This is a genomic window from Bradyrhizobium sp. 187 (genome assembly GCF_023101005.1).
Classification (GTDB): domain Bacteria; phylum Pseudomonadota; class Alphaproteobacteria; order Rhizobiales; family Xanthobacteraceae; genus Bradyrhizobium; species Bradyrhizobium canariense_D.
Window position 1 is genome coordinate 1,190,991 of record NZ_CP064693.1, and the last position, 18,350, is coordinate 1,209,340.

At 55.9% G+C, this 18,350-nt stretch carries 19 protein-coding genes; 10 read left to right on the top strand and 9 right to left on the bottom strand.

Going from position 1 to position 18,350, the window contains the following annotated elements; genetic code table 11:
* Positions 1-572 precede the first annotated feature (572 nt).
* From IVB19_RS05880 to IVB19_RS05890, 3 genes are all read left to right on the top strand, one after another.
* A complete protein-coding gene (locus tag IVB19_RS05880; RefSeq protein ID WP_247821070.1) occupies positions 573-1,559 on the top strand; it encodes a hypothetical protein in 987 nt (328 codons plus the stop codon).
* Positions 1,560-1,641: 82 nt separating this feature from the next.
* On the top strand, positions 1,642-2,082 hold the full coding sequence (locus IVB19_RS05885) for a hypothetical protein (protein ID WP_247821071.1): 441 nt from the start codon (positions 1,642-1,644) through the stop codon (positions 2,080-2,082).
* Between the two features lie 203 nt (positions 2,083-2,285).
* Positions 2,286-2,567 carry a hypothetical protein gene (locus IVB19_RS05890; protein ID WP_247821072.1) on the top strand — a complete coding sequence of 94 codons (282 nt, stop codon included), beginning with the start codon at positions 2,286-2,288 and terminating at the stop codon, positions 2,565-2,567.
* A 110-nt stretch (positions 2,568-2,677) separates the two neighbouring features.
* On the opposite strand, the gene IVB19_RS05895 is transcribed toward IVB19_RS05890, so the two are convergent.
* Positions 2,678-3,271 (bottom strand): hypothetical protein, encoded by a 594-nt coding sequence (locus IVB19_RS05895; RefSeq protein WP_247821073.1) that lies wholly within the window; start codon positions 3,269-3,271, stop codon positions 2,678-2,680.
* An 88-nt stretch (positions 3,272-3,359) separates the two neighbouring features.
* On the opposite strand from IVB19_RS05895, the gene IVB19_RS05900 reads away from it, so the two are divergent.
* Complete coding sequence (locus IVB19_RS05900) at positions 3,360-4,175, top strand: DUF5131 family protein (protein WP_247821074.1); 816 nt, start codon at positions 3,360-3,362, stop codon at positions 4,173-4,175.
* Between the two features lie 411 nt (positions 4,176-4,586).
* Here the strand turns inward: IVB19_RS05900 and IVB19_RS05905 are convergent, their stop codons facing one another.
* The 3 genes from IVB19_RS05905 to IVB19_RS40595 all read right to left on the bottom strand — a co-directional run bounded on the left by IVB19_RS05905 (position 4,587) and on the right by IVB19_RS40595 (position 6,538).
* Positions 4,587-4,928 carry a hypothetical protein gene (locus IVB19_RS05905; protein WP_247821075.1) on the bottom strand — a complete coding sequence of 114 codons (342 nt, stop codon included), beginning with the start codon at positions 4,926-4,928 and terminating at the stop codon, positions 4,587-4,589.
* A gap of 22 nt (positions 4,929-4,950) precedes the next feature.
* Positions 4,951-5,850: a dienelactone hydrolase family protein gene (locus tag IVB19_RS05910; protein WP_247821076.1), complete on the bottom strand. Its 900-nt coding sequence runs from the start codon at positions 5,848-5,850 to the stop codon at positions 4,951-4,953.
* A gap of 538 nt (positions 5,851-6,388) precedes the next feature.
* On the bottom strand, positions 6,389-6,538 hold the full coding sequence (locus IVB19_RS40595; protein ID WP_524536736.1) for a GYF domain-containing protein: 150 nt from the start codon (positions 6,536-6,538) through the stop codon (positions 6,389-6,391).
* On the opposite strand from IVB19_RS40595, the gene relB reads away from it, so the two are divergent.
* Positions 6,477-6,758: a type II toxin-antitoxin system RelB family anti-toxin gene (gene relB / locus IVB19_RS05915; protein WP_247821077.1), complete on the top strand. Its 282-nt coding sequence runs from the start codon at positions 6,477-6,479 to the stop codon at positions 6,756-6,758. The genes IVB19_RS40595 and relB overlap by 62 nt on opposite strands.
* Here relB and IVB19_RS05920 read toward each other — a convergent pair.
* From IVB19_RS05920 to IVB19_RS05935, 4 genes are all read right to left on the bottom strand, one after another.
* The gene (locus IVB19_RS05920) at positions 6,755-7,090 is read right to left on the bottom strand and encodes a DUF3768 domain-containing protein (protein WP_247821078.1); all 336 of its coding nucleotides are present in this window, start codon (positions 7,088-7,090) and stop codon (positions 6,755-6,757) included. The genes relB and IVB19_RS05920 overlap by 4 nt on opposite strands.
* A 120-nt stretch (positions 7,091-7,210) precedes the next feature.
* The gene (locus IVB19_RS05925; RefSeq protein WP_247821079.1) at positions 7,211-7,783 is read right to left on the bottom strand and encodes a hypothetical protein; all 573 of its coding nucleotides are present in this window, start codon (positions 7,781-7,783) and stop codon (positions 7,211-7,213) included.
* Positions 7,784-8,003: 220 nt separating this feature from the next.
* Entirely contained in the window at positions 8,004-8,957 is a 954-nt protein-coding gene (locus IVB19_RS05930; protein WP_247821080.1) for a hypothetical protein, read from the bottom strand.
* Between the two features lie 128 nt (positions 8,958-9,085).
* Positions 9,086-9,661: a tyrosine-type recombinase/integrase gene (locus IVB19_RS05935; protein ID WP_247821081.1), complete on the bottom strand. Its 576-nt coding sequence runs from the start codon at positions 9,659-9,661 to the stop codon at positions 9,086-9,088.
* A gap of 360 nt (positions 9,662-10,021) precedes the next feature.
* On the opposite strand from IVB19_RS05935, the gene IVB19_RS05940 reads away from it, so the two are divergent.
* The 4 genes from IVB19_RS05940 (at position 10,022) to IVB19_RS05955 (ending at position 14,251) form a co-directional block, all read left to right on the top strand.
* Positions 10,022-11,998 (top strand): ATP-dependent helicase, encoded by a 1,977-nt coding sequence (locus IVB19_RS05940; RefSeq protein ID WP_247821082.1) that lies wholly within the window; start codon positions 10,022-10,024, stop codon positions 11,996-11,998.
* Between the two features lie 349 nt (positions 11,999-12,347).
* The gene (locus IVB19_RS05945; RefSeq protein WP_247821083.1) at positions 12,348-12,998 is read left to right on the top strand and encodes a hypothetical protein; all 651 of its coding nucleotides are present in this window, start codon (positions 12,348-12,350) and stop codon (positions 12,996-12,998) included.
* A gap of 282 nt (positions 12,999-13,280) precedes the next feature.
* Positions 13,281-13,682, top strand: coding sequence for a hypothetical protein (locus IVB19_RS05950; RefSeq protein ID WP_247821084.1), 402 nt, complete (start codon positions 13,281-13,283; stop codon positions 13,680-13,682).
* Positions 13,683-13,879: 197 nt separating this feature from the next.
* Entirely contained in the window at positions 13,880-14,251 is a 372-nt protein-coding gene (locus IVB19_RS05955) for a hypothetical protein (RefSeq protein ID WP_247821085.1), read from the top strand.
* A 61-nt stretch (positions 14,252-14,312) separates the two neighbouring features.
* On the opposite strand, the gene IVB19_RS05960 is transcribed toward IVB19_RS05955, so the two are convergent.
* Positions 14,313-15,593 (bottom strand): DUF2130 domain-containing protein, encoded by a 1,281-nt coding sequence (locus IVB19_RS05960; RefSeq protein ID WP_247821086.1) that lies wholly within the window; start codon positions 15,591-15,593, stop codon positions 14,313-14,315.
* 248 nt (positions 15,594-15,841) lie between these two features.
* Here IVB19_RS05960 and IVB19_RS05965 point away from each other — a divergent pair, with 248 nt between their 5' ends.
* Positions 15,842-18,145 (top strand): AAA family ATPase, encoded by a 2,304-nt coding sequence (locus tag IVB19_RS05965; protein WP_247821087.1) that lies wholly within the window; start codon positions 15,842-15,844, stop codon positions 18,143-18,145.
* Positions 18,146-18,350 lie beyond the last annotated feature (205 nt).

Sequence of the window (18,350 nt, forward strand, 5' to 3'; positions counted from 1 at the left end):
CGCCCTCGCTTTTTCATCAATGGGTATCATAGTTTGCTCGACAGAGCTGTCGTCGAACTCTTGCGACCGTTATTTGGACGGGAGTGAGTTGCAAAAAGGACTGCGGGGCTAGCCGCCAAAACGCCGCAGTTGTCGCGTCGGCGGGGAGTGGGGTCCAGAGAAAGTCGGACGAGGCCAAGTCGAATAGCACTCAGGGGTCTTCGCCAAAGATCACGTTCGCAGTAAAGCACCAGAATTGATGCTGACGACCTGGCGATCTTTGGGATCGATCTGATGCAGCCGCCGGCGGCCAGGAGAGACAACCCGGCCGGTCTCTTGAAGAGACCTACCAGAAGCCTGATCGGCGCGCGCCGTTGTCCTGCCTGTAAGATTTACAGCAGTTTGCCGCGCGCTAATTCGTGATCCGACGCGTGCTTAGCCTTGCTGCTTGAACACACCATCGCTTGCTTGAACACACCAATCAACCAACAGACGTTCTACAGCCCCCAACTGGGCACTTTGAACCGCCTACGACCAAATCTACGTGACGCGGCAACTTGTAAAGCATCTCCAGCAGCGGATTGGAGATGAACATGACTTTCTATGGCAATACCAGGATCGACTATTGGCAGTCTTTAGAGCAGTCAGCCCTGCGCTTGGCGTTTCAGGAGTCTCGCAAACGCCACACGTTGTCTCGTGGTGATCGCGAACTGCCGAAAGGCAGATTTCGGCACGATCTCCTGGCCGTAAATTCCTTCTCACGTCGGATCTGGGGACGAGCCGTCAGCAACGAACTATCGCGCTTTTTTTGTGACGGTGGGTATGGGACCACGCACAACCGGGATGTCTATTTCGTATCTCTCATGGACATCACCTGCGCCCGGTCGCCGGATGACCGACTCTCGGAAGCTGACCTGGAGCTCATCAAAAACCGGCTCAGGTATGGCCTGCGGGGGTTCTCATATTTTGGCATGGTCGAGCCAGCCTATTACGTCAATTTGCAGCACGGGGTTCGCTACAATGGGAAACGGTGCTTGTTTTGGCACTTACATGCTCTGGTGTGGGGCGTCACGCGCAAGGTGCTAAAGAAGCGCCTCCGGAAGCTCGTGAAGGCGGGCCACTATGCCGCCATAGCGGATGGTTTGGATGCCACTCATACCCGCAAGATCAAGCAGGGGCGGCTACCCAGGTACTCGGCGTATATTCTGAAGTCGCCATGCAAAACCTATCGTGTGTCAGTTCTGGATAGGCAAGATAAGCGAGGTCGGCCGATTACGAATGCGGACGGCGTTGTTCTCCAGCGGTTCAAGCAGGGCAAATCGAACCTCCGGCATTGTGATCGGATCGTCCTCTTTCACGCTATGAAGCACCTTCATTTGGACAAGCTCGCCGTGGCTGGTGGTGATGGCGCGCGATTGCTCAAGAGCGCAAAACGGCTGGCCTTGAAGATCAATGACTTGCCAGTACCGGCGAAACGGACAAATAGCTTTCGCGTCGTAGTCGAGGGACGGCGAACGAAACTGTACGGCCCGAAAGCGGCGTGGCGAAGGCTCGCGCCAACATCGCGCATGCGCCTCTAGTGTCGATAACTGAACTTGTAAATTCCCTCTGCGTATCAAAGCCACGCCACTGACGGCGTGCCGTCGCAAAGAGGAAAAAGATATGACCGGAACTAATTTTGACGCGGAAAAGAACTGCATTGCTCTCGGCGGCTTGGACGGAAGGAGCTTCGTCAAAGCTTTATCCGCCCTCAGGTCAAATTTGAGCCGACTGGAAGCGTTTTTCGCCGACCTGAGCGATGCAGTCGATGTCGGTGCGGGGCCAATGGCCTCTGTCGGGCACGAGGTCGATCGGGATGCCATCGTCATCGATCACTTGGACGAGAGCGTTGGCGATGCTGTTTCCGCGCTAATCGATCTGAGAGTGGCCATCGGAATGCCCGAACGGCTCTTCAGAATGCAGAGCAACGAGTTTAGGGAACCGGGGGCCATTGATCAAAGCGATGAGAGCCCGCCAGAACGGTGGGGCTTTTTGCGTCTTGATGGCGGCGCGCAAGGCGAGGCGCAGATGAACTTCGGGGCGCTCGATCTGGATAGTTTGTGATCGCGCCGGAAATCCCGAGCTGACAACATAGCGGCGGTGGTCTGAATTCCCGCTTCTCTCAGATGATCATCAGGAAATCGGCCAAGCTTTCAGGTGATCAATGCCGAAGGGTCGCTCAACGCGGAACGGGTTTCAAAACTTGTAAAGGTTCCCTAGAGGTCGAGGATGCATGCCGCTACCGGGACTCTCTGAGGAGAAGTGTTATGAGTGATGCTAATAGGATAGTTTCGTCCGCCGTCGTAGCCCTCTGTGATGGCAAGGAAGTCAGATGGTCCATCAAGTTTGATGAGCCACTATGCACGCTTTTCGAGTTGGAAGGCATTAAGGATGCAGAGGATCAGATGATGGTCTGCGAGGCCTTTTGCAGAATTGGCTTAGCAGAGTATCGGTTATTCAGCGATGACACTGAACAAGTCGCGGTTGAGGAGCATATCTACATCTCGACCAGAGCGATGCGTAAGCTTGTTGAGGAACGTCAGCTATAGGGAAACGTGGCTGGAATTCCCGTCGGAATGAAGCAGAGGCCGAGATGCCGGTCGCCCCAGAACGACCGGCATCTTTCTGGGACCGCGGCCGAAGCCGAGCGTGGAGTTTCTCAATCAGTCCAGTCTCCTTCGTTGCACTCTCGGCGTGGACGCCTTCGCTTCCTATTGACGCGCACAGCGAGTCGGGCGCACCCAGCTAATCCCCCGTGACGACCCACGAACTTTCGAAGTCGCTCCAGCGGTACGCCTTCGGAATAAATATATTCCATCGCGCGGACCCACCTGCTCCTTTGTTTGAAGTCGGCATCGGGCTTTACCGCGTTTATCATCACGCGGATCGGGCTCTTGCCCTTGCGCCAAGACAGGTTGAGTCCGTCGGCAACCGCATGAGCTGATTTCTTTGCTATCTTGAGGCGCTGCCAACCAACATAGATCCGGTAGATCTCCTTCAGCACGTCATAGATTTCAAAGCGGCCCACGCGCCGTCTCGGCCGTGCCGCTCCTTTCTTTGCGGGCCAGATAACTGCTGCCAGATCAGTCGACAAATTCAATCGCGAAATAGTGTGCCGCCTCAGGCGAACATTTTCGCCGAAAATGGAGGTTTTCGAGCTCAAAATTGGTGCGGCGTCTGCCGCAAAAATGATCCCTGCATCGTCACCAATGAATTCCCTCTGAGACAATGTCGCCCGCTTGCGTTTAGCCATCGCTAGTAGCGGAAACACAAACTTGTAAAGGATGCCACCGGGACCGTTGTTTCGGGCAGAGCGATGCTCTGAATCTTGGAGATTTATGATGGGTGAAAATTCTAAAATCGAATGGTGCGATCATACATTCAATCCGTGGATTGGCTGCCAGAAAGTGTCGCCGGGGTGTGATAATTGCTATGCGGAAGCAATGATGGATCACCGCTACAAAAGGGTGCAATGGGGCCCCCATGGCGAGCGCAAACGAACTTCAGAACAAAATTGGAAAAAGCCCATCCAGTGGAACACGCAAGCCCGCACGTTTCGAAAGGAAAATGGCCATCGACCTCGTGTGTTCTGCGCTTCGCTCGCCGACGTGTTTGACAATCAGGTTGATTCTTCATGGCGTAAGGACTTGTTCGCTCTAATCCGCAAGTGCGAGAAGTTAGACTGGTTGGTTCTTACAAAAAGACCAGAGAATATCGAAAGAATGCTGCCCGCCGATTGGCACGATGGCTATTCCAACGTTGGGCTCGGAACAACAGCCGAAGATCAGACACAGTTTGATTTACGGTGGAAGCGTCTAAAGAAAGTACCCGCGGTTATTCGCTTCATATCTTACGAGCCTGCTCTCGGGCCCGTGCGGTTGCCGACCAACGGGCTTTTGCCGGATTGGCTAATATCTGGGGGAGAAAGCGGTGCCGGTGCCCGTACAGTGAGGCCGCATTGGATTCGCGATGTTATTGGCGATTGCCGCCGCCTTGGTGTTGCGCCATTTCATAAGCAATGGGGATCTTATGACAATAACCCGCTTGTGGTGGAGCAAGGTATGACACCTCGTGAAGCACGAGCAATTGATGCAGAAGGAAAAGGTGGCGGGTTGGTCGATGGTCAGCTCGTTCGTGAATTCCCGAGTCGGAAATAAAGCTTGAGGGGATCCGGCGGTCGGCCTGGAAAGCGGATTGTGCCCGATGTCTGTGTCCGCGGTGGCAGTTTAGCGACAGCTCGTTGAGATCATCGACCACAACATAAGAAGCCCGCTCCTATGGTCCTTAGGAGCGGGCGTAGTCTCACCACTGGGGTCTTGCTTCAAGCCGTATCGCTCGCATCTTACGGGCACTCTGCGCAGACTGCTCTCGGCGAGCAGCTCAGCAATCAGACCCATCGCCATCGCTCATAAGGCTTAATGCTAATAATGATCTCGCGATTAGTAGTCGCTCGCAGCTCTCGGCGCGACGTTGTTCGCCACTTTTGCTTCCTTGCACGCCTTAAATTAGATCGAGAACTCAAGCCGCTTTAGAAACAAAATTGAAGAATATCAGCTCGTTTGCAGAACTTAGTGGTTGACGAGTGAAATCGCGGCTTCGATCTCTGTTCTCTCCTGGATGGCAGCAACTTGCAGAGCCTCCAATATCTGCTTGTAGAGTCTGCATCCGATGTTCGGGAGAAGCAGTGTCACTACCTTGCCGCTGCCGAAGACGTGCCCCACCGGCAGCTTCATTCCGAGCTTCGACACGGGTTCAGGCTGTCTGAAAAGCACGCGGCAATTCAGATCCATTGCCGCGGAGACGATGCTGTCCTTCAGGACGCTGAATCGAGCGCCCCGCGGATGTCCTCGGTCGTCGAGACCGAGGACATAGACTTGGTCGAACCCCTGCGGTTCCGATTTCTGGCCCATAAGAAGGTCCTTGTACGAGCGGTCATCGGAGCTCGATGCCTTTGACGAACTTCCTTGTTTTGACCGCGAAGCCAATGGTCCGCATCATGTCCTTCTCCGCGGTCGGGCTGTAGCTGAGATGCCAACCCATGAAATCGTGCGCGGGCGCATTCACCGGAAAGCCGTGATTGGCACCTTGATATTCGATCATTTGCACCGGAACAGACCGCTTCCTCTTTGTGAGTTCTTCACACCATTTTGGATTGTTCGCGTCGTCGTGGTCCCCCATAAAGATGATGATCGGGCCCGTATATATTGCGGAATGCTGCAGCGACGGGCTGCAACCTGGAGCGACGGCGAATGCTGCCGCGAAGCGGTGTGGATGATCTATTTCTTGCGTCGTCATTGACACCAACGTCGCCGTGCCGCCGTTGCTGTAACCCATGAGGTAGACTTCATTGGCCTTTGCCAGTTTCTTCTCGATCAGGTAATCTAGTGCGGAGTATGCATCGTCGGCACGTCGACGACCCCAGTGCAAATCGGCGGTGCCACACGAACGATCCACATAGCGCGTCGTGAAGCTGTCGAGCACCAGCACGCCAACGCCTGATGGGTTGAGTACGTTGGCCACGTGTGCCGCCCACTCCTTGGAAAGTGTGCCGAGGCCGTCGCAACCGTGTAAGAGAATCACGTAAGGCGTCGGGCCCTTCGTTTCCTTCGGCGAGTAGATAAAGGCGTTCAGTTCGCCGTCCTTCTGCAGTGCGTCGAACTCTTCCGGCGTGCCGTTCTTAAAATTCTTTGAGAAGCCGGAGTCATAGGGGTTGTCCTTGGCCCAGTGTTTGTTCGAATTATGAGCGTAGTCGCCTTTCCACTTGATCTTGACTTCCTCAGCGGATGAGGCGGCGGAGAGAAAAAGCAACATCAACGGGAATATGGACTTCATCGGCTTTGATCCACAAGTTGTCGGCCGCCGACGAGATGTCGGTAGCGCGCACGCAGATTGTTTGGGGCTAAATGAATACTCGGTGCGAAAATGCCTGGCTCTGTTTTGGGCCCGGCATTTATATTACATTCAACTTTCGACGGACGCGTAGATTATGAAGCCGATGATCAGGCAGACGACGCACGTTACCGCATAATAGGGACGCTGCTTCAAGCGATTCGCCCTCATGAACGGGTAAACTGGCGTAAGCAGAACGGATGTGACGCAGGTTGCCCGGGAGCCATAGCTTGCTTGCTGCAACCTGCGATCATCGAGCCAACCCAGCAGTCCCCTTAATGACAATGGGCACCTGGAACAGTAGCCCCGGCTGGCGTGGTACGGAATACCGAAAGCTATGGCGCGGGCCGCAGCCTCCTGGTTGCTGGCGCTCACCATAGCTTCGATCACGCCCAGGACGATTGGTAAGAGGGCCAGCGTCCAGACGTAACCGTTGCCGATGTGCTTCGACGAAATGTCGGGTGGCTCGGCAGCTACAAGTTCACCGAGGTCGGGGTTTCCATTCAGGCATACCCTTTCGCCAAACCCGCGTGTCGGTCTCGATCTCTTTCTTTTTCAGGAGATCCTTGATGCTCGTGGCAACAAATGAGACCCACCGTGGATCAATAGTCATGGTTGAATTGACGATCATCGATGTGGTCGCGGCGAACGTCCGGCAGCTCCGGAAAGCGGCCGGGCTTTCGCAGGAAGAGCTAGCTCACGAAGCTGATCTGGATCGGACCTACATCAGTCAGGTAGAGCGGCAGCAGCGGAACGTGACTATTACGGTCCTCGCCCGGCTCGCCGCCGCGCTTGGGGTCGGGCCTGAACGGCTGTTAGCCAAGCCGCCGGCTGGCAGGAAGCGGGACTAGTACTCGTCTGCCCTCATGATCGTGATGATCCGCTCGGTGACGGCTGGGTCTGCCGGATCGGGTGAATGGAAGTTGAGCGACTTATCAAAATAGTCGATCTTGAACATCACGGCGGTGCCGTCAAAGTCAAAGACACCAAAGTCATGCTCGTAGTGGGGATCGTTGGCGTGGTGAAAGTCGTCAAACACGGCAATCGTCTTGACTAGGCGTTCTACGGCTTCCGGGCCTAGCTCGGCGATACCAACCGTGATGAGGGCGCCGCCGCCGAGAAGGTGTTTCCGCAGCTCATCGTTGAGCACACGCGTTTTCTCCGCGTCCGTTTGCATGGACATGGTTATTTCTCCTATATGATTTGTTGATGTTTGTGCCTGGCTCGCGTCCGCTCAGCATCAGGCATGGTCAGGTTGCAAAAGCCCGGGCCGTGGTCCGGGCTTGGGAGCTGGTCGCGAAGGTTACTCGGGACCGGGGTTTAGGAGCCCCACCTGGGCGATGTGCCGAACGTAGGTGCCCTTGTCCGGATAGTCGCGAAGCTGAAGGGTCAAGACCTGGTCCTCCCGCTTGGTCACCAGACAAGGCCACCACCCAAACCCTGGGTCATCGTCCTCAACGAGCACCATTTGGCCGACATCGATGCTCTCCCACGTCCGCGGCAGTCCAGCAGCAACAACCCCACCAGGCGCCTTCGCCTTTTCGGTGGCTTGCGCTGGCGCAGGTTGGTGAACCTGGCTTGCGTCTCCAGGTGCCTCGAGCGCTGCTTTGAGCTTCCCCAGGAGATCCCGCCGTATTGGCGGCACGAATGCCTTGCCGCTTGCGTACAGCCTTCCCACAGGTAGCTTCATTCCGATCACTGCGACTGCCGGCGAGGCCGGATGCACGGACGCCAACTTCATTTGGGCCGCGGCGCTGACGACTTTCTCGTTGAATTCCGCAAACCGGGCGCCCCTTGGCTTGCCGTCCTCATCAAGGCCGAAGACAAAGAGCTTGTCTGGAGCGTTGGCCGCCTTCTTCTCTGGCTGCTTTCCCATCTTTCTCCTCCTCAAAAGCAGACGGGGCCCAATAGGGCCCCGTTCTCTGCAGTTCTAGCGATGTCGTGGCTTGGCCACGGTGGCAGGCCAGATGCCCGCCGAGGCAAACTAATCACGAAAGTCTCTCCACTATAAATTGCAAAGTCGTTGTAGACCTTGTAAAGCGAGTATAGGCGAATCGTGGTGTTGTCTCAAGCACATTCTTCGCAGAGAGCCTGCTCTATGTAGCTGTTTTAACGTCTATTTTTGCCATTTTTAACGGTATTCGGCCGCACCTTTGATGCAGGTGACAATAGCCGATCTGGCAAGCTTGCCGGTCGTCAATCCGGTTGCCGTTGCATATGTTCAGGCAGCCGGCTGAGCAAAAGCGCCAGATGGCGTTCTGCACAAATCGCGTAAACTTCTGCGGGAATGCAGGATTCAACATGCGTGTATCGATACGGTTGGCCACGGTCCTGATGATTTCAGCGCAGCCACCGGGGCCATAGCACGCAGCGCCGTAAGCGTGATCACTGCCGCAGTCCTGTAAAATGCCCGTGCGATGCAGAAAGTTATGAACCAGCGTGTCCACCGCGATCATCGCCGTACCGGTTTCAAGCCAGAGCGGTCGATGCGCGCCCGCGCCGATTAACAGCGTCGAAAGCGTCATCATGAGTATCTTGTCGGACACGCCGTAAACGTTCCGAAGAGGACCGATCAAGGCTTCTTGCCGCGCGGCCTCCAAATCGGCCGTGGTCGCACCTTTGGCGCTTTCCAGTCGATGGTCGATCCAGCCAACAAGGTCGCCGTCGGCGAGGTCGCGGACAAACAAGAAAAACGAATGTGCGGTTTGGTTCAGTCGCCCGTTCCGAAGGTGCGGCCGGGGCAGGGGGCAGGCATCGATATGGTCGGGCTCCGAGCACGTAAAGCTAGTCTTGTCGTATCGGCAGCCCTCGAAATGCCAATAGCTGCGTAGCTTGGGACAAGAGGGCGCGCTCCTCTCGCTCGCTTCAATCGTCGACCAGGACGCCGTGCCGTGCTTGTTGATGTAGTCGCGCGCAACGCGGTCCGAGATCCCCTGAAAGCTAAAAGTCGTAACGAGCCAATCAAAAATCGGGGGCGTAACAGCGAGGGCGACAGCTCGATCTAGGCCGGCCTGTTGCACCTCGTCTTTGATCTCGTCCAGGAATGACATCGACCCAGCGACCGCGCAGACAGTCCGGATCAAGTTTTCGGCCCGGTCCAGCGGATCGGAGGATTTCGTCGCGGCCGACTTCTTGCCGACAGCTAGTTTTGCCGAGCGCCTGCCCGGAACGTTGGTGGCTAGATGAGGGATACCAACCTCCGTTGAGCGTCGCTATCGCCGTCGATATATCGCTGTGTCGTCTGGATGGATCGGTGGCCGGCGAGCAGTTGGACGTCTCGCAGCGAACCGCCTGCCTTGTGAACCGAGCGGGCCGCTCGCGTAATAAAGGTTCGACGCCCGGAGTGCGATGAGCATCCCTCGAACCCGAGCTCCTCATAAGCGCGGCTGAACCAGACGACGATGCTCATAGGCGTCATCGCGCCGCCACGCTCAGATCGAATGAGGGGACCATGCCCCCGAGACAGCCGCCGCACCTCGACGAGCGCCTGTCGAAGCTCAGGATGTATCGGAATCGAGCGGCCGCTGCGCTTCTTGGCGATCTCGTCGCGAACTTCAAGCGTGCTGCCGACTTCGCCGCTTGGATCGAGCAGCATCGCCCACGTCAACTTGGCGATCTCGGCTGCGCGAAGACCTGCCTTTACCGAGAGCAAGACGATGAGACGGTTGCGAAGCGGGTGGCGAGAGCGCGCGGCGAAAAACAAGAGATCGTCGATATGATCAATCGAAAGTGTCTTGGCTTGCTTGCCAGGCATTTCACTCGAACCAGTTTCTGAGAACAAATATAGAACATTTGGCCGAGCGCGCAACAGAAACTTTGCAGCGACATGCGCCTGACGCTGCGTGCGACCAGCCAAATCCTGGACCCGGCATGCGCTGATGCCGGCTTGCTCCGAGGCTTGCTCAGCAGCCCGCTTGTTGCGTTGCCATGCGTGTGTCGAATCCAGATTTGTCCAGGTTTCCCAGCCGCATTCATAGCTAGTTGGGCGGCGTCACTGAACTCGTGGTCGAAAGGTGTCGCACGTTGGGCTGGTTTTCTTCACTGGACCATCAAGCTTCGCGAGAAAACGAACCTGTAAAGGGTCGGTAGTCGAATATCTCACGAAGGAAAAATCATGCCTCTCGAGCATCTGAAACATATGAACAAAACGCAGCGCGCTGCTGTCGTGCATGGATACAAGTCGGACCCTGCAAAGCCTGGTCGGCCGCTACTCATCATCGCCGGAGCAGGGACTGGAAAAACCGAGACATTGTCGAACCGGGTTGTTCATTTTCTGGCAAGCGGAGTGAGCCCGGACAACATCTTGTTGCTCACGTTCACCCGGAAGGCGGCGCAGGAAATGACGCGTCGCGCGATTGCCACTGCTGGGCGTGTCCTAGGCACGAATGTCGGTGAGATCCCGTATTCAGGTACATTCCACGCTGTAGGCGCAAGGCTTGTCAGAGAATTTGCGGAGCAACTGGGCTTGTCCCCCAATTTCACGATCAAGGACCGGGGCGACAGCACCGACCTGCTCGACATGGTTAGACACAAGCTCGGTTTCTCGACCTTGGACGTGAGTTTTCCAGACAAGAACCAATGTCTCGAAATCTATTCGTACAAAATCAATGCCTGCATGCCTCTGAAGGAGGTTCTGAAATCGAAGTACCCAGCGAGCAAGAAGTGGACCCGGCAGCTTCGGCAACTCTTCACCGAGTACCGGGCGGCAAAGCGCAAGCAGAACGTCTTCGATTACGACGACCTGCTGGTTTACTGGGTGAAGATACTGAAGCAGCCCGACATCGCCGCGCAGCTACGAGCTCGTTTCAGCCACGTGCTGGTGGATGAATACCAAGACACCAACCGTCTTCAAGCCAAGATCCTCTTTGGTCTCAAATCTGATGGCCGAGGCGTCACCGTTGTCGGCGACGATGCTCAAGCGATCTATTCGTTCAGAGCGGCCACAGTCGAGAACATCCTAGATTTTCCGCGGGTGCTGCCGAAGGTCCGGGTTATCAACCTCGAACAGAACTACCGTTCGACGAACCAGATCCTCAAGGCGTGCAATGCGGTCATCAACCTTTCGACGCGTGCATATGCCAAGAATCTCTGGTCCGACCGGCCGAACTTGGGCAAGCCAAGGCTCGCCGTTGTCGAGAACGACTCGGCACAAGCCACTTATATCTCCAGCCAGATTCTTCGCGCAAAGGAGGAAGGCATTCCATTTCGTGCCCAAGCGGTCTTGATGCGCTCGTCTCACCACGGCCAGAAGCTCGAAATCGAGCTGACGAAGCGCAGCATACCGTTCGAGAAGTGGGGTGGCGTCAAGTTTCTCGAAGCCGCGCACATCAAGGACGTGCTCAGCCTGTTACGTTGGCTGGAAAATCCGCGTGATGAGGTGGCCGCTATGAGAGCCTTGAAGCTGCTGCCGGGCATCGGCCCGAGCGCGGCCATGAAGGTGATAGAGCGACTAGAAAGACGGACGGGGCGGCTGGTGCTCAGAGACGTCGACCGGCCTCGCGGTTGCGGCGATCATTGGGGGCAATTTGTGCGGTTGATAAGGCGTCTGCAGAAACGGCCCTGGAAGGCCAGCCTGCCGGAGGTGGTGAAATGGTATTTGCCGCTGATGAAGCACGACAATCCCGAGCTTCGTTCGGCAGACCTTGGCCAGCTCTGCATTGTCGCCAGCAGCTATAGCTCGCGTGAGCAGTTTCTTGTGGAAGTTACTCTGGAGCCCCCAGAAGGTGCCGTCGGCCCAAACAAGCCGGGCCGGTCGGATGATGATTGTCTGGTCCTCTCGACGATTCACTCTGCCAAAGGTCAGGAATGGGACCACGTTTACCTCTTGAACGCGGTGGATGGTTGCATCCCTTCGTCGAAGGCCAAGACGCCAGCAGAGGTCGAAGAAGAGCGGCGACTCCTATATGTCGCGATGACGAGGTCAAAGAACCGCCTATCGTTGATGGTGCCGCAGCGCGTCTTTTCGTGGCGGCAGAATTCTAGAGTCGTCGATCTGTTCACGCGGCGTAGTCAGTTCATACCACGGTCGGCCGAGAAGCTGTTTGTCGTCCGTGCGGCGTCAGGCAAACCACAGACAAGACGAGCGTCGTGAGCAAAGGCTGGGACGACCGGCGCGCCAGGGCGACGGCCAGCGAACGGCAGGGGCCGTGCGCGGCAGTGCTGTCACCGACCGTTTCAGGCGATTTTCGCGAGAAAGGGGGCAGCGGCCAGAAAATGCCGCTGCCGCCCATCCCAGCCGCAACTGATAAGGAAATCAGAATTTGCTTATCAGTCACGGCGGACATCTCGAATGGTCTTGATGAGGTTCTCTGGTGCTCAGGTCCTTTTCTAATCCTCACTCACAGCGTTCGAAGTCTGCCCCCGAGTCAGACTTGTAAATGATCCTCGAAGCATCCCGCTTCCCTTCTCAAAACGAGAGGCGCATTTACAGGAGACAATCGATGAAGAAAATATTCGTAGATCCGTTCACGTTCGAAGTCGCTCGCACTCTATACAGAGGTCTCCCCGGAAGAGTTGGTGGCAACTGTGGCCAGACGGAGCAGCGCGCGCTAGTGGCGATCATCTTCGCTCTCAACGACTCTGGTTTCCTCATCTCCGAACACTCGCGTCGTGAAACGTGGTTTTGCTTCGGACCTGAAGCCAAGGACTTGGATCACTTTGGAGACGTTTCAGACGAAAGATTGGAGGGGCTAACTGCCCACACGATCGGGTTCAAGTTGAGAAGGTCGGAATTGTCACGCTCAGCTGAACTGTCTGAACGATATCGTGCTGATTTTGACGTGGGCGTCGTGAAAAATGCTTGGAGAGGGGTCGGGACGATAATCGACCGGGTATTGAAAGGGGAGCTCCGCCTAATCGGACCTGAAGTCCAGGATGGACTGATCATCCAGGACCTCATTCGGTCCACACCGAAAGAAGGACACTACTTGTGGTTCTCGCTAGATAAGGCAAGTAAAATGCCGTCTTTGGTGGACCTTGAGAGTCCAGTGCTCTTCGAGGGGCAGCCACTTCGAATTCCCTTAAAAGCTGCAGCTTCGGAGCGCGGGAGAAAATTTGTAACCTTGGGCCCCCCGATGATCGGAGCACGATAACGGCATCCGGTGCGCCGATTTGCCGGGCGTAAATCATGATGATCCATCTAGGGTCGACATCTTGTAAGAGCGAAAATGACCGCGGACGTCGTCCGCGGTCATCCAAGGCTTCACAGACAGCAGCTTAGTTGCATCCCTGCGTTAATTGATAAGGTTTTGAGAGTTTGCTTATCAGTCCCAACAGGTGGCTCGCGACAGTGTCGTTTTTCAATCTTGTAAAATAGGAGGGACGCAGGGGGGCTACTGCGTCCTGATGAAAAACGAGCGTAAGGAGTGTGCGCGATGAAGAAGCGATTAGTGAAAGTAGACCTCGACGAGGGTAGTTCTCGCATATGGAATGGGGAGTCATTCGCCGGGACTACGATTCTGTACGCCGCTAAGGATGATGGCGCGTTCGGGATGCAGTGTGATTATGAGCTCTCGACACTGATGGATGTAAATCCGGATGAAGTTAGGGCGTTCCGCGAGAGCCGCAGGCGTGGCGGTAGTAAGGTAAAGAGGCTGCCCAATGATAGGATACGAGATGAATTGGTCGTGATTTTTGGCCCCGACATGAGCGCCAAGAGTGCAGTCACGACGCTGAAGCACCTCGTCAACAAAATAGAAGGAGAGGGCCTTTTAATCGGAAGAGACGAAGCAGACGAATACGTCATTGAATCTGTCGGTGGCCCTCTATCCTCATAGAATGGCGACCTTACAAGCTACGCTCGACGGTTGGTCGAGCGTGGCTGACTGATAAAGAAATTAAGAAAAGCCTATCAGTCGAAACAGCCTGATAATGGTCGATCATTCGGTTGCTGAGAGCGACGGCCTGCGCCGGTCAGACTTGTAAATCATTCCAGCCGATCTCGCATTCCGCGACAAGGCGCTAGGAGAATGAGATGGACGAGGACAAGCCTACGACCAAGAAGCCCAAAGTAAAGCAGGTGAAAACGAAGGCGCGAAAGCGAGGCGCAGCAAAGAAAACACCGACAGTCGGAATAACGGACGAATCGATGAAGGAGTGCCTCGATATCATTCGTCAGTATCGAAAAAAATGTGGCTGCTTCCGGCAGCGCTTCTTGGACTTGAAGAATGCTAATAGAATCACGAAGGTGCGCATAGTCAGGGAGTTCGTCACAACATTTGACGAAATGGAGAGCGACGCACGCGCTGCTGCGGTAAAATTAAGAAATCGCCTTCCACCGCATAAGCCGCTTACGCAGTCCGAACTTGTTATTTATCTGGCAGGCCGAGCAGTACGCGAAGCTTAGAGCGCGACATGGGAGGGGTAGGAACTACCCCTCCATGCGGAAACGATGTGATCAGGTCGTACTAAGCGGCTTTTCCTTCCAACATGGGAGGCTCTTCAATTGCCGCGATCTCTGGCATTGCCTGCCCCATGATGCCGTGAAGATCGCCCACCATGCCGACCGTCGACTCGATCATGGCGCTGACCTGGGCCTCTCGCTTGGCCCAGGCCTTCACCATGAACTTGCGTTCCTTGTCAATATCTTCTCGCATGTCTTTGAAGCGCTCGACGATGGCTTCGATTCGCTGCTTGAACCGCGAACCGGTGAGGTATTGATAGACTTGATCAGCCTTGGACTGCTGACCAGCCTGCGTTGCGCGTGCGCTGGCGACCTCTAAGAGACCTTGGCGTAGGGTAAGGGCGACCGGCACTGCACATCGCGGATGAGCGACGTAGACCCCATCAACTAGGTCAAAGGTTTCAACGCCTTTGGGCAGAGCAGTGGAGATAATGAGTGCTACGTCGGCTTTGGCCGCGCGCTTGTTGTCGCGGAGCTTCGGCAGCCAAGCATCAGACCAATTTTTCGTATTCTTGAGCTCCCAGAGGATCACGCCCGCCGACGCGCCGATTTGCCCATTCACGGTGTGAACTATGTCGCCGCCTGTCTCGCCCTTCGCGACGGGTTCAATTAGGTCGAGCGGGAATTTGCCTCGGAGGAGGCTCTCAAGCTCTAGCTCAAAGGCTTCGCCCTGCGTCTGTTGCGAGCCTTGTTCGAGCTTGCGTTTCAGTTCCTCAACGGTGCGCCCTAGCGAGTCGATCTGCGCGTCCTTTTGCGAGACCTGCGACTTTAGCTCATCGGTCACGTTTTGGCGTGCTTTCGCGACAAGCTCGGCCTGGCTCGCTTGCACGCGCTTCTCAATCGTGACTTCCAGCTCGCGCGCCTTTTCGTCCAACTCTCGTTGCTTGCGGAGAGCTTCGACCTGAGCTAACTGAGCCTCAGCTAGCTTAATGTTGCGAGCTTCTAGAAGCTGCTCGCTTTCAGCCAGCCGTTGCTTGATCGCAATCAGATCGTCTGCGACTTGCTCCCGAGCCTTCTTGGCCTCCGCCACGACAACCTGCTTGCGCTCCGCCTCAACTCGCTGATTGACCTGCTCGTCAAGGCTTTCCCTGGCTCTGGCAAGTTCATTCTGTTGTTGCCGGAGCTCGTCGGCCTTGCGAGTGAACTCGGCTTCCCGTGCAACGAGTCTCTCCTCAAATCCGCGTCGCTGAGCCTCTAGCAGAGGGGCCGCAATCGACTCCGTCAGGGCAATCTGGTGGCTGCACTTGGGGCAGACGAAGTGAGGCTCATGGACGTGGCCGCTCATGCAACGAATCCTGTTCACTATTCGTTCCATTGTGACTGATGGCAGTCCTACGGTCAACGGCGACTCGCAGTGATCCCCAGAAATGCAAGGCTCCGGAAATGATCGAATGATGAGCGCCGCGGTCCGCCTCCGACGATGTTCAGAGACCGATGGGTGGGCATGGTTGTGCACAGTGATTTTGCAGGCAATGCTTGTAGGCTCGTCCGAGGGGTGGTTACGTCGCCGGCCTGTTCAGGGTCGGATACATCATGCTCATCGCTAACATTGGCAAGCTGCGCAATGCGGGGATATTGGCCGATCGATCGGCTAAATCGCCCAGCGTTTGCTTCAGGCGGTTCAATTTGATTTACGGGTTCAACGGTTCGGGCAAGAGCACCCTGTCGCGCTGCTTTGCCGCCATGCAGGCAAATTCGTCTGGCGGGCACTTACCTGAGGCATGCGAGTTCGAGTTTTCTACCGACAGCGGCGAGACGGTGCGAGCCGGCGCTGGAAACGCGCTGAGCGGCCGACTAGCTGTCTTCAACGAGGATTTTATTAGCCTGAATTTTCAATGGTTGGCCGGGAAAGCCCGGCCCGTGTTCTATATTGGCAAGGAGCAAGCTGAAGCAGCTGCGGATCTTAGGAAGACTGAAGCCGCCATACCTGTGGCGATTGAGCGAAAAGCGGGCGCCGAGCGGCTCGTCAGAGCTAAGGAACAACAGCTTGCAACGTTCAAGCGAGAGCACGCTCGTCTGGTTTCGCAGGAAATTAGACCGGCAAATCGGAAGTACGAAGCTCCCCAACTCACTGTGGACTACTCAAGCCTCGATCTCGGCGCTGGTGCGAAACTCGATGGCTCACGGTTGGCGAATGAGCGCGAGCTGTGCCGGCGAGAAGAAGCTATGCCAGAACTTCCCGCCCTCGACTACGACAAGGCGACGGCTATTAGCGCCTTAGAGGCGGCGATTGGTCTTCTGCGAGAGACGCCAAGTCTCACAACAATTTCCGAACTGGAAACGCACTCGGAAATGCTGCGCTGGGTCCAGGAAGGTACCGATTATCACGTACGGCACCGCCTCGATACGTGCCTGTTGTGTAGTGGTTCTCTGTCGCCAGCGCGCAAGGAGCTGCTTGCTCGCGCCTTGGACGAAGGATTCGAAAGGTTTCAAAAAGCACTCGACGTCGCGAAGGAGGCGCTGGAAGGCGAAAGGAGCCGTTACCTGCGCCTAGCCCTATCGGTATCGTCATCCAAGGACGTGGTCGCGGATCGCCGAGACGTGTACGACACCGCGTCGGTTCGAGCAAAAGAAGCACTTAGCGGAGCCGTTGCCAAGGTGTTCGAACCGGCCATCTCTGCTATCGAAATGAAATTGGCGCGGCCGACTTCCAAGCTAGATGGCTCAGTAACGGCTTGGAGTGACGCGCATCTCATCCACGAAATGTTTGCGCTGGTCGATTCTTGGTTGGGGGTGTTGAATCTTAATATAGCAAAGCACAACGAAGCCTGTGCCACCTTTGCTCAAAAGCAGGAGGATGCTCGTCTCGCCCTCCGTCGGCATCATTTGGCCGAAAAGTACCAGGAGTACAAGAGCGCTTGCGACGCGGTCGAAAATGCTGAGAGCGAGGTCAAGGCCGCCACGATCGAACTAAATCAACTCCAGAATCGCGCTCGTGATTTGAGTGGCCAAGTGAAAGAACACGGCCAAGCTGCGGCAATGATCAATCGACTTATCGAATCCTATCTCGGGCATAAGGAACTTTCGATTGTTAGCGTCGATGGAGGGTATGAGATTCACCGCCGTGCTCGGCCAATCGAAGGTAACCCCAGCGAGGGCGAAAAGACGGCCATAGCTCTATGCTACTTTCTGTCGACCCTGGAGGCGGATGGGCGCTCAGTTAAGGATCGCATTGTCGTGGTCGACGATCCGATTTCTAGTCTGGACAGCAGAGCTCTAAACTATGCGTGCTCGTTGCTGCTAAGCCGGCTTGGGGATGCCGCTCAAGTGTTTGTGCTGACTCACAATCAGAGTTGTATGAACGAATTTAAGAAGAGTTGGAGTCGACTTCATAGGCCGCGCAATGCAGCCACGCCTGCCAGCGCCACTCTTCTCTTTTTAGATGTCAAAGTTCCGAAGGAAGAAGGCTCTCGCTCTACAACAATTGTGGAGATGTCGCGACTGCTGCGTGAGTACGACTCAGAATATCACTACCTTGTAGACCATGTACTTAAATTCCATTCGAGCGAAGGGGCGGAATATGAGTACGCTTACATGATGCCGAATGTGCTCCGCAGAGTTCTCGATGTCTTCCTCGCTTTCCGTTGCCCAGGGAGCGCTGGATTTGCATCAAAAATGGAGCAGCTTCGCAAGGATCATGAGGCACTCGATAGCGAGCGAGTGGCCGCGTTGGAGCGCCTGGTCCAGTTGGAGTCGCACTCCGACAGCCTAGACGATTTGATTGGATTTTCGTCCCTGACTCTGGAAGAAAGCAGAGCGGCCGCGGCAGCGGTGGTTGGCTTGATGGAAACTGTCGATCGAAATCATTTGGCCGCGTTACGCCGGCTCTGCAGATAAGAGTTAGCTCTCGCTTCAGGAGCGGGTGGCCGAGAGACCGTCGTGGGACTCGCCGCAACTGCATCGGCAGATTACCGTGATGTAGAATTTGACGGTCTCCCAGATGAAATCGATCCGATCGAATTTCGACAGGGCGAGCGCTCTTGGCGGCCTTGATCTCGGCGGCATGGGGCTCGCAGCGGTTCATTGCGCCGATCAGGTTCGT

Excerpts from the sequence above, each read along its gene's own strand:
- IVB19_RS05880 (WP_247821070.1), top strand. The coding sequence starts at position 573 with ATGACTTTCTATGGCAATACCAGGATCGACTATTGGCAGTCTTTAGAG.
- IVB19_RS05885 (WP_247821071.1), top strand. The coding sequence starts at position 1,642 with ATGACCGGAACTAATTTTGACGCGGAAAAGAACTGCATTGCTCTCGGC.
- IVB19_RS05890 (WP_247821072.1), top strand. The coding sequence starts at position 2,286 with ATGAGTGATGCTAATAGGATAGTTTCGTCCGCCGTCGTAGCCCTCTGT.
- IVB19_RS05895 (WP_247821073.1), bottom strand. The coding sequence starts at position 3,271 with ATGGCTAAACGCAAGCGGGCGACATTGTCTCAGAGGGAATTCATTGGT.
- IVB19_RS05900 (WP_247821074.1), top strand. The coding sequence starts at position 3,360 with ATGGGTGAAAATTCTAAAATCGAATGGTGCGATCATACATTCAATCCG.
- IVB19_RS05905 (WP_247821075.1), bottom strand. The coding sequence starts at position 4,928 with ATGGGCCAGAAATCGGAACCGCAGGGGTTCGACCAAGTCTATGTCCTC.
- IVB19_RS05910 (WP_247821076.1), bottom strand. The coding sequence starts at position 5,850 with ATGAAGTCCATATTCCCGTTGATGTTGCTTTTTCTCTCCGCCGCCTCA.
- relB (WP_247821077.1), top strand. The coding sequence starts at position 6,477 with ATGCTCGTGGCAACAAATGAGACCCACCGTGGATCAATAGTCATGGTT.
- IVB19_RS40595 (WP_524536736.1), bottom strand. The coding sequence starts at position 6,538 with ATGATCGTCAATTCAACCATGACTATTGATCCACGGTGGGTCTCATTT.
- IVB19_RS05920 (WP_247821078.1), bottom strand. The coding sequence starts at position 7,090 with ATGTCCATGCAAACGGACGCGGAGAAAACGCGTGTGCTCAACGATGAG.
- IVB19_RS05925 (WP_247821079.1), bottom strand. The coding sequence starts at position 7,783 with ATGGGAAAGCAGCCAGAGAAGAAGGCGGCCAACGCTCCAGACAAGCTC.
- IVB19_RS05930 (WP_247821080.1), bottom strand. The coding sequence starts at position 8,957 with ATGTCATTCCTGGACGAGATCAAAGACGAGGTGCAACAGGCCGGCCTA.
- IVB19_RS05935 (WP_247821081.1), bottom strand. The coding sequence starts at position 9,661 with ATGCCTGGCAAGCAAGCCAAGACACTTTCGATTGATCATATCGACGAT.
- IVB19_RS05940 (WP_247821082.1), top strand. The coding sequence starts at position 10,022 with ATGCCTCTCGAGCATCTGAAACATATGAACAAAACGCAGCGCGCTGCT.
- IVB19_RS05945 (WP_247821083.1), top strand. The coding sequence starts at position 12,348 with ATGAAGAAAATATTCGTAGATCCGTTCACGTTCGAAGTCGCTCGCACT.
- IVB19_RS05950 (WP_247821084.1), top strand. The coding sequence starts at position 13,281 with ATGAAGAAGCGATTAGTGAAAGTAGACCTCGACGAGGGTAGTTCTCGC.
- IVB19_RS05955 (WP_247821085.1), top strand. The coding sequence starts at position 13,880 with ATGGACGAGGACAAGCCTACGACCAAGAAGCCCAAAGTAAAGCAGGTG.
- IVB19_RS05960 (WP_247821086.1), bottom strand. The coding sequence starts at position 15,593 with ATGAGCGGCCACGTCCATGAGCCTCACTTCGTCTGCCCCAAGTGCAGC.
- IVB19_RS05965 (WP_247821087.1), top strand. The coding sequence starts at position 15,842 with ATGCTCATCGCTAACATTGGCAAGCTGCGCAATGCGGGGATATTGGCC.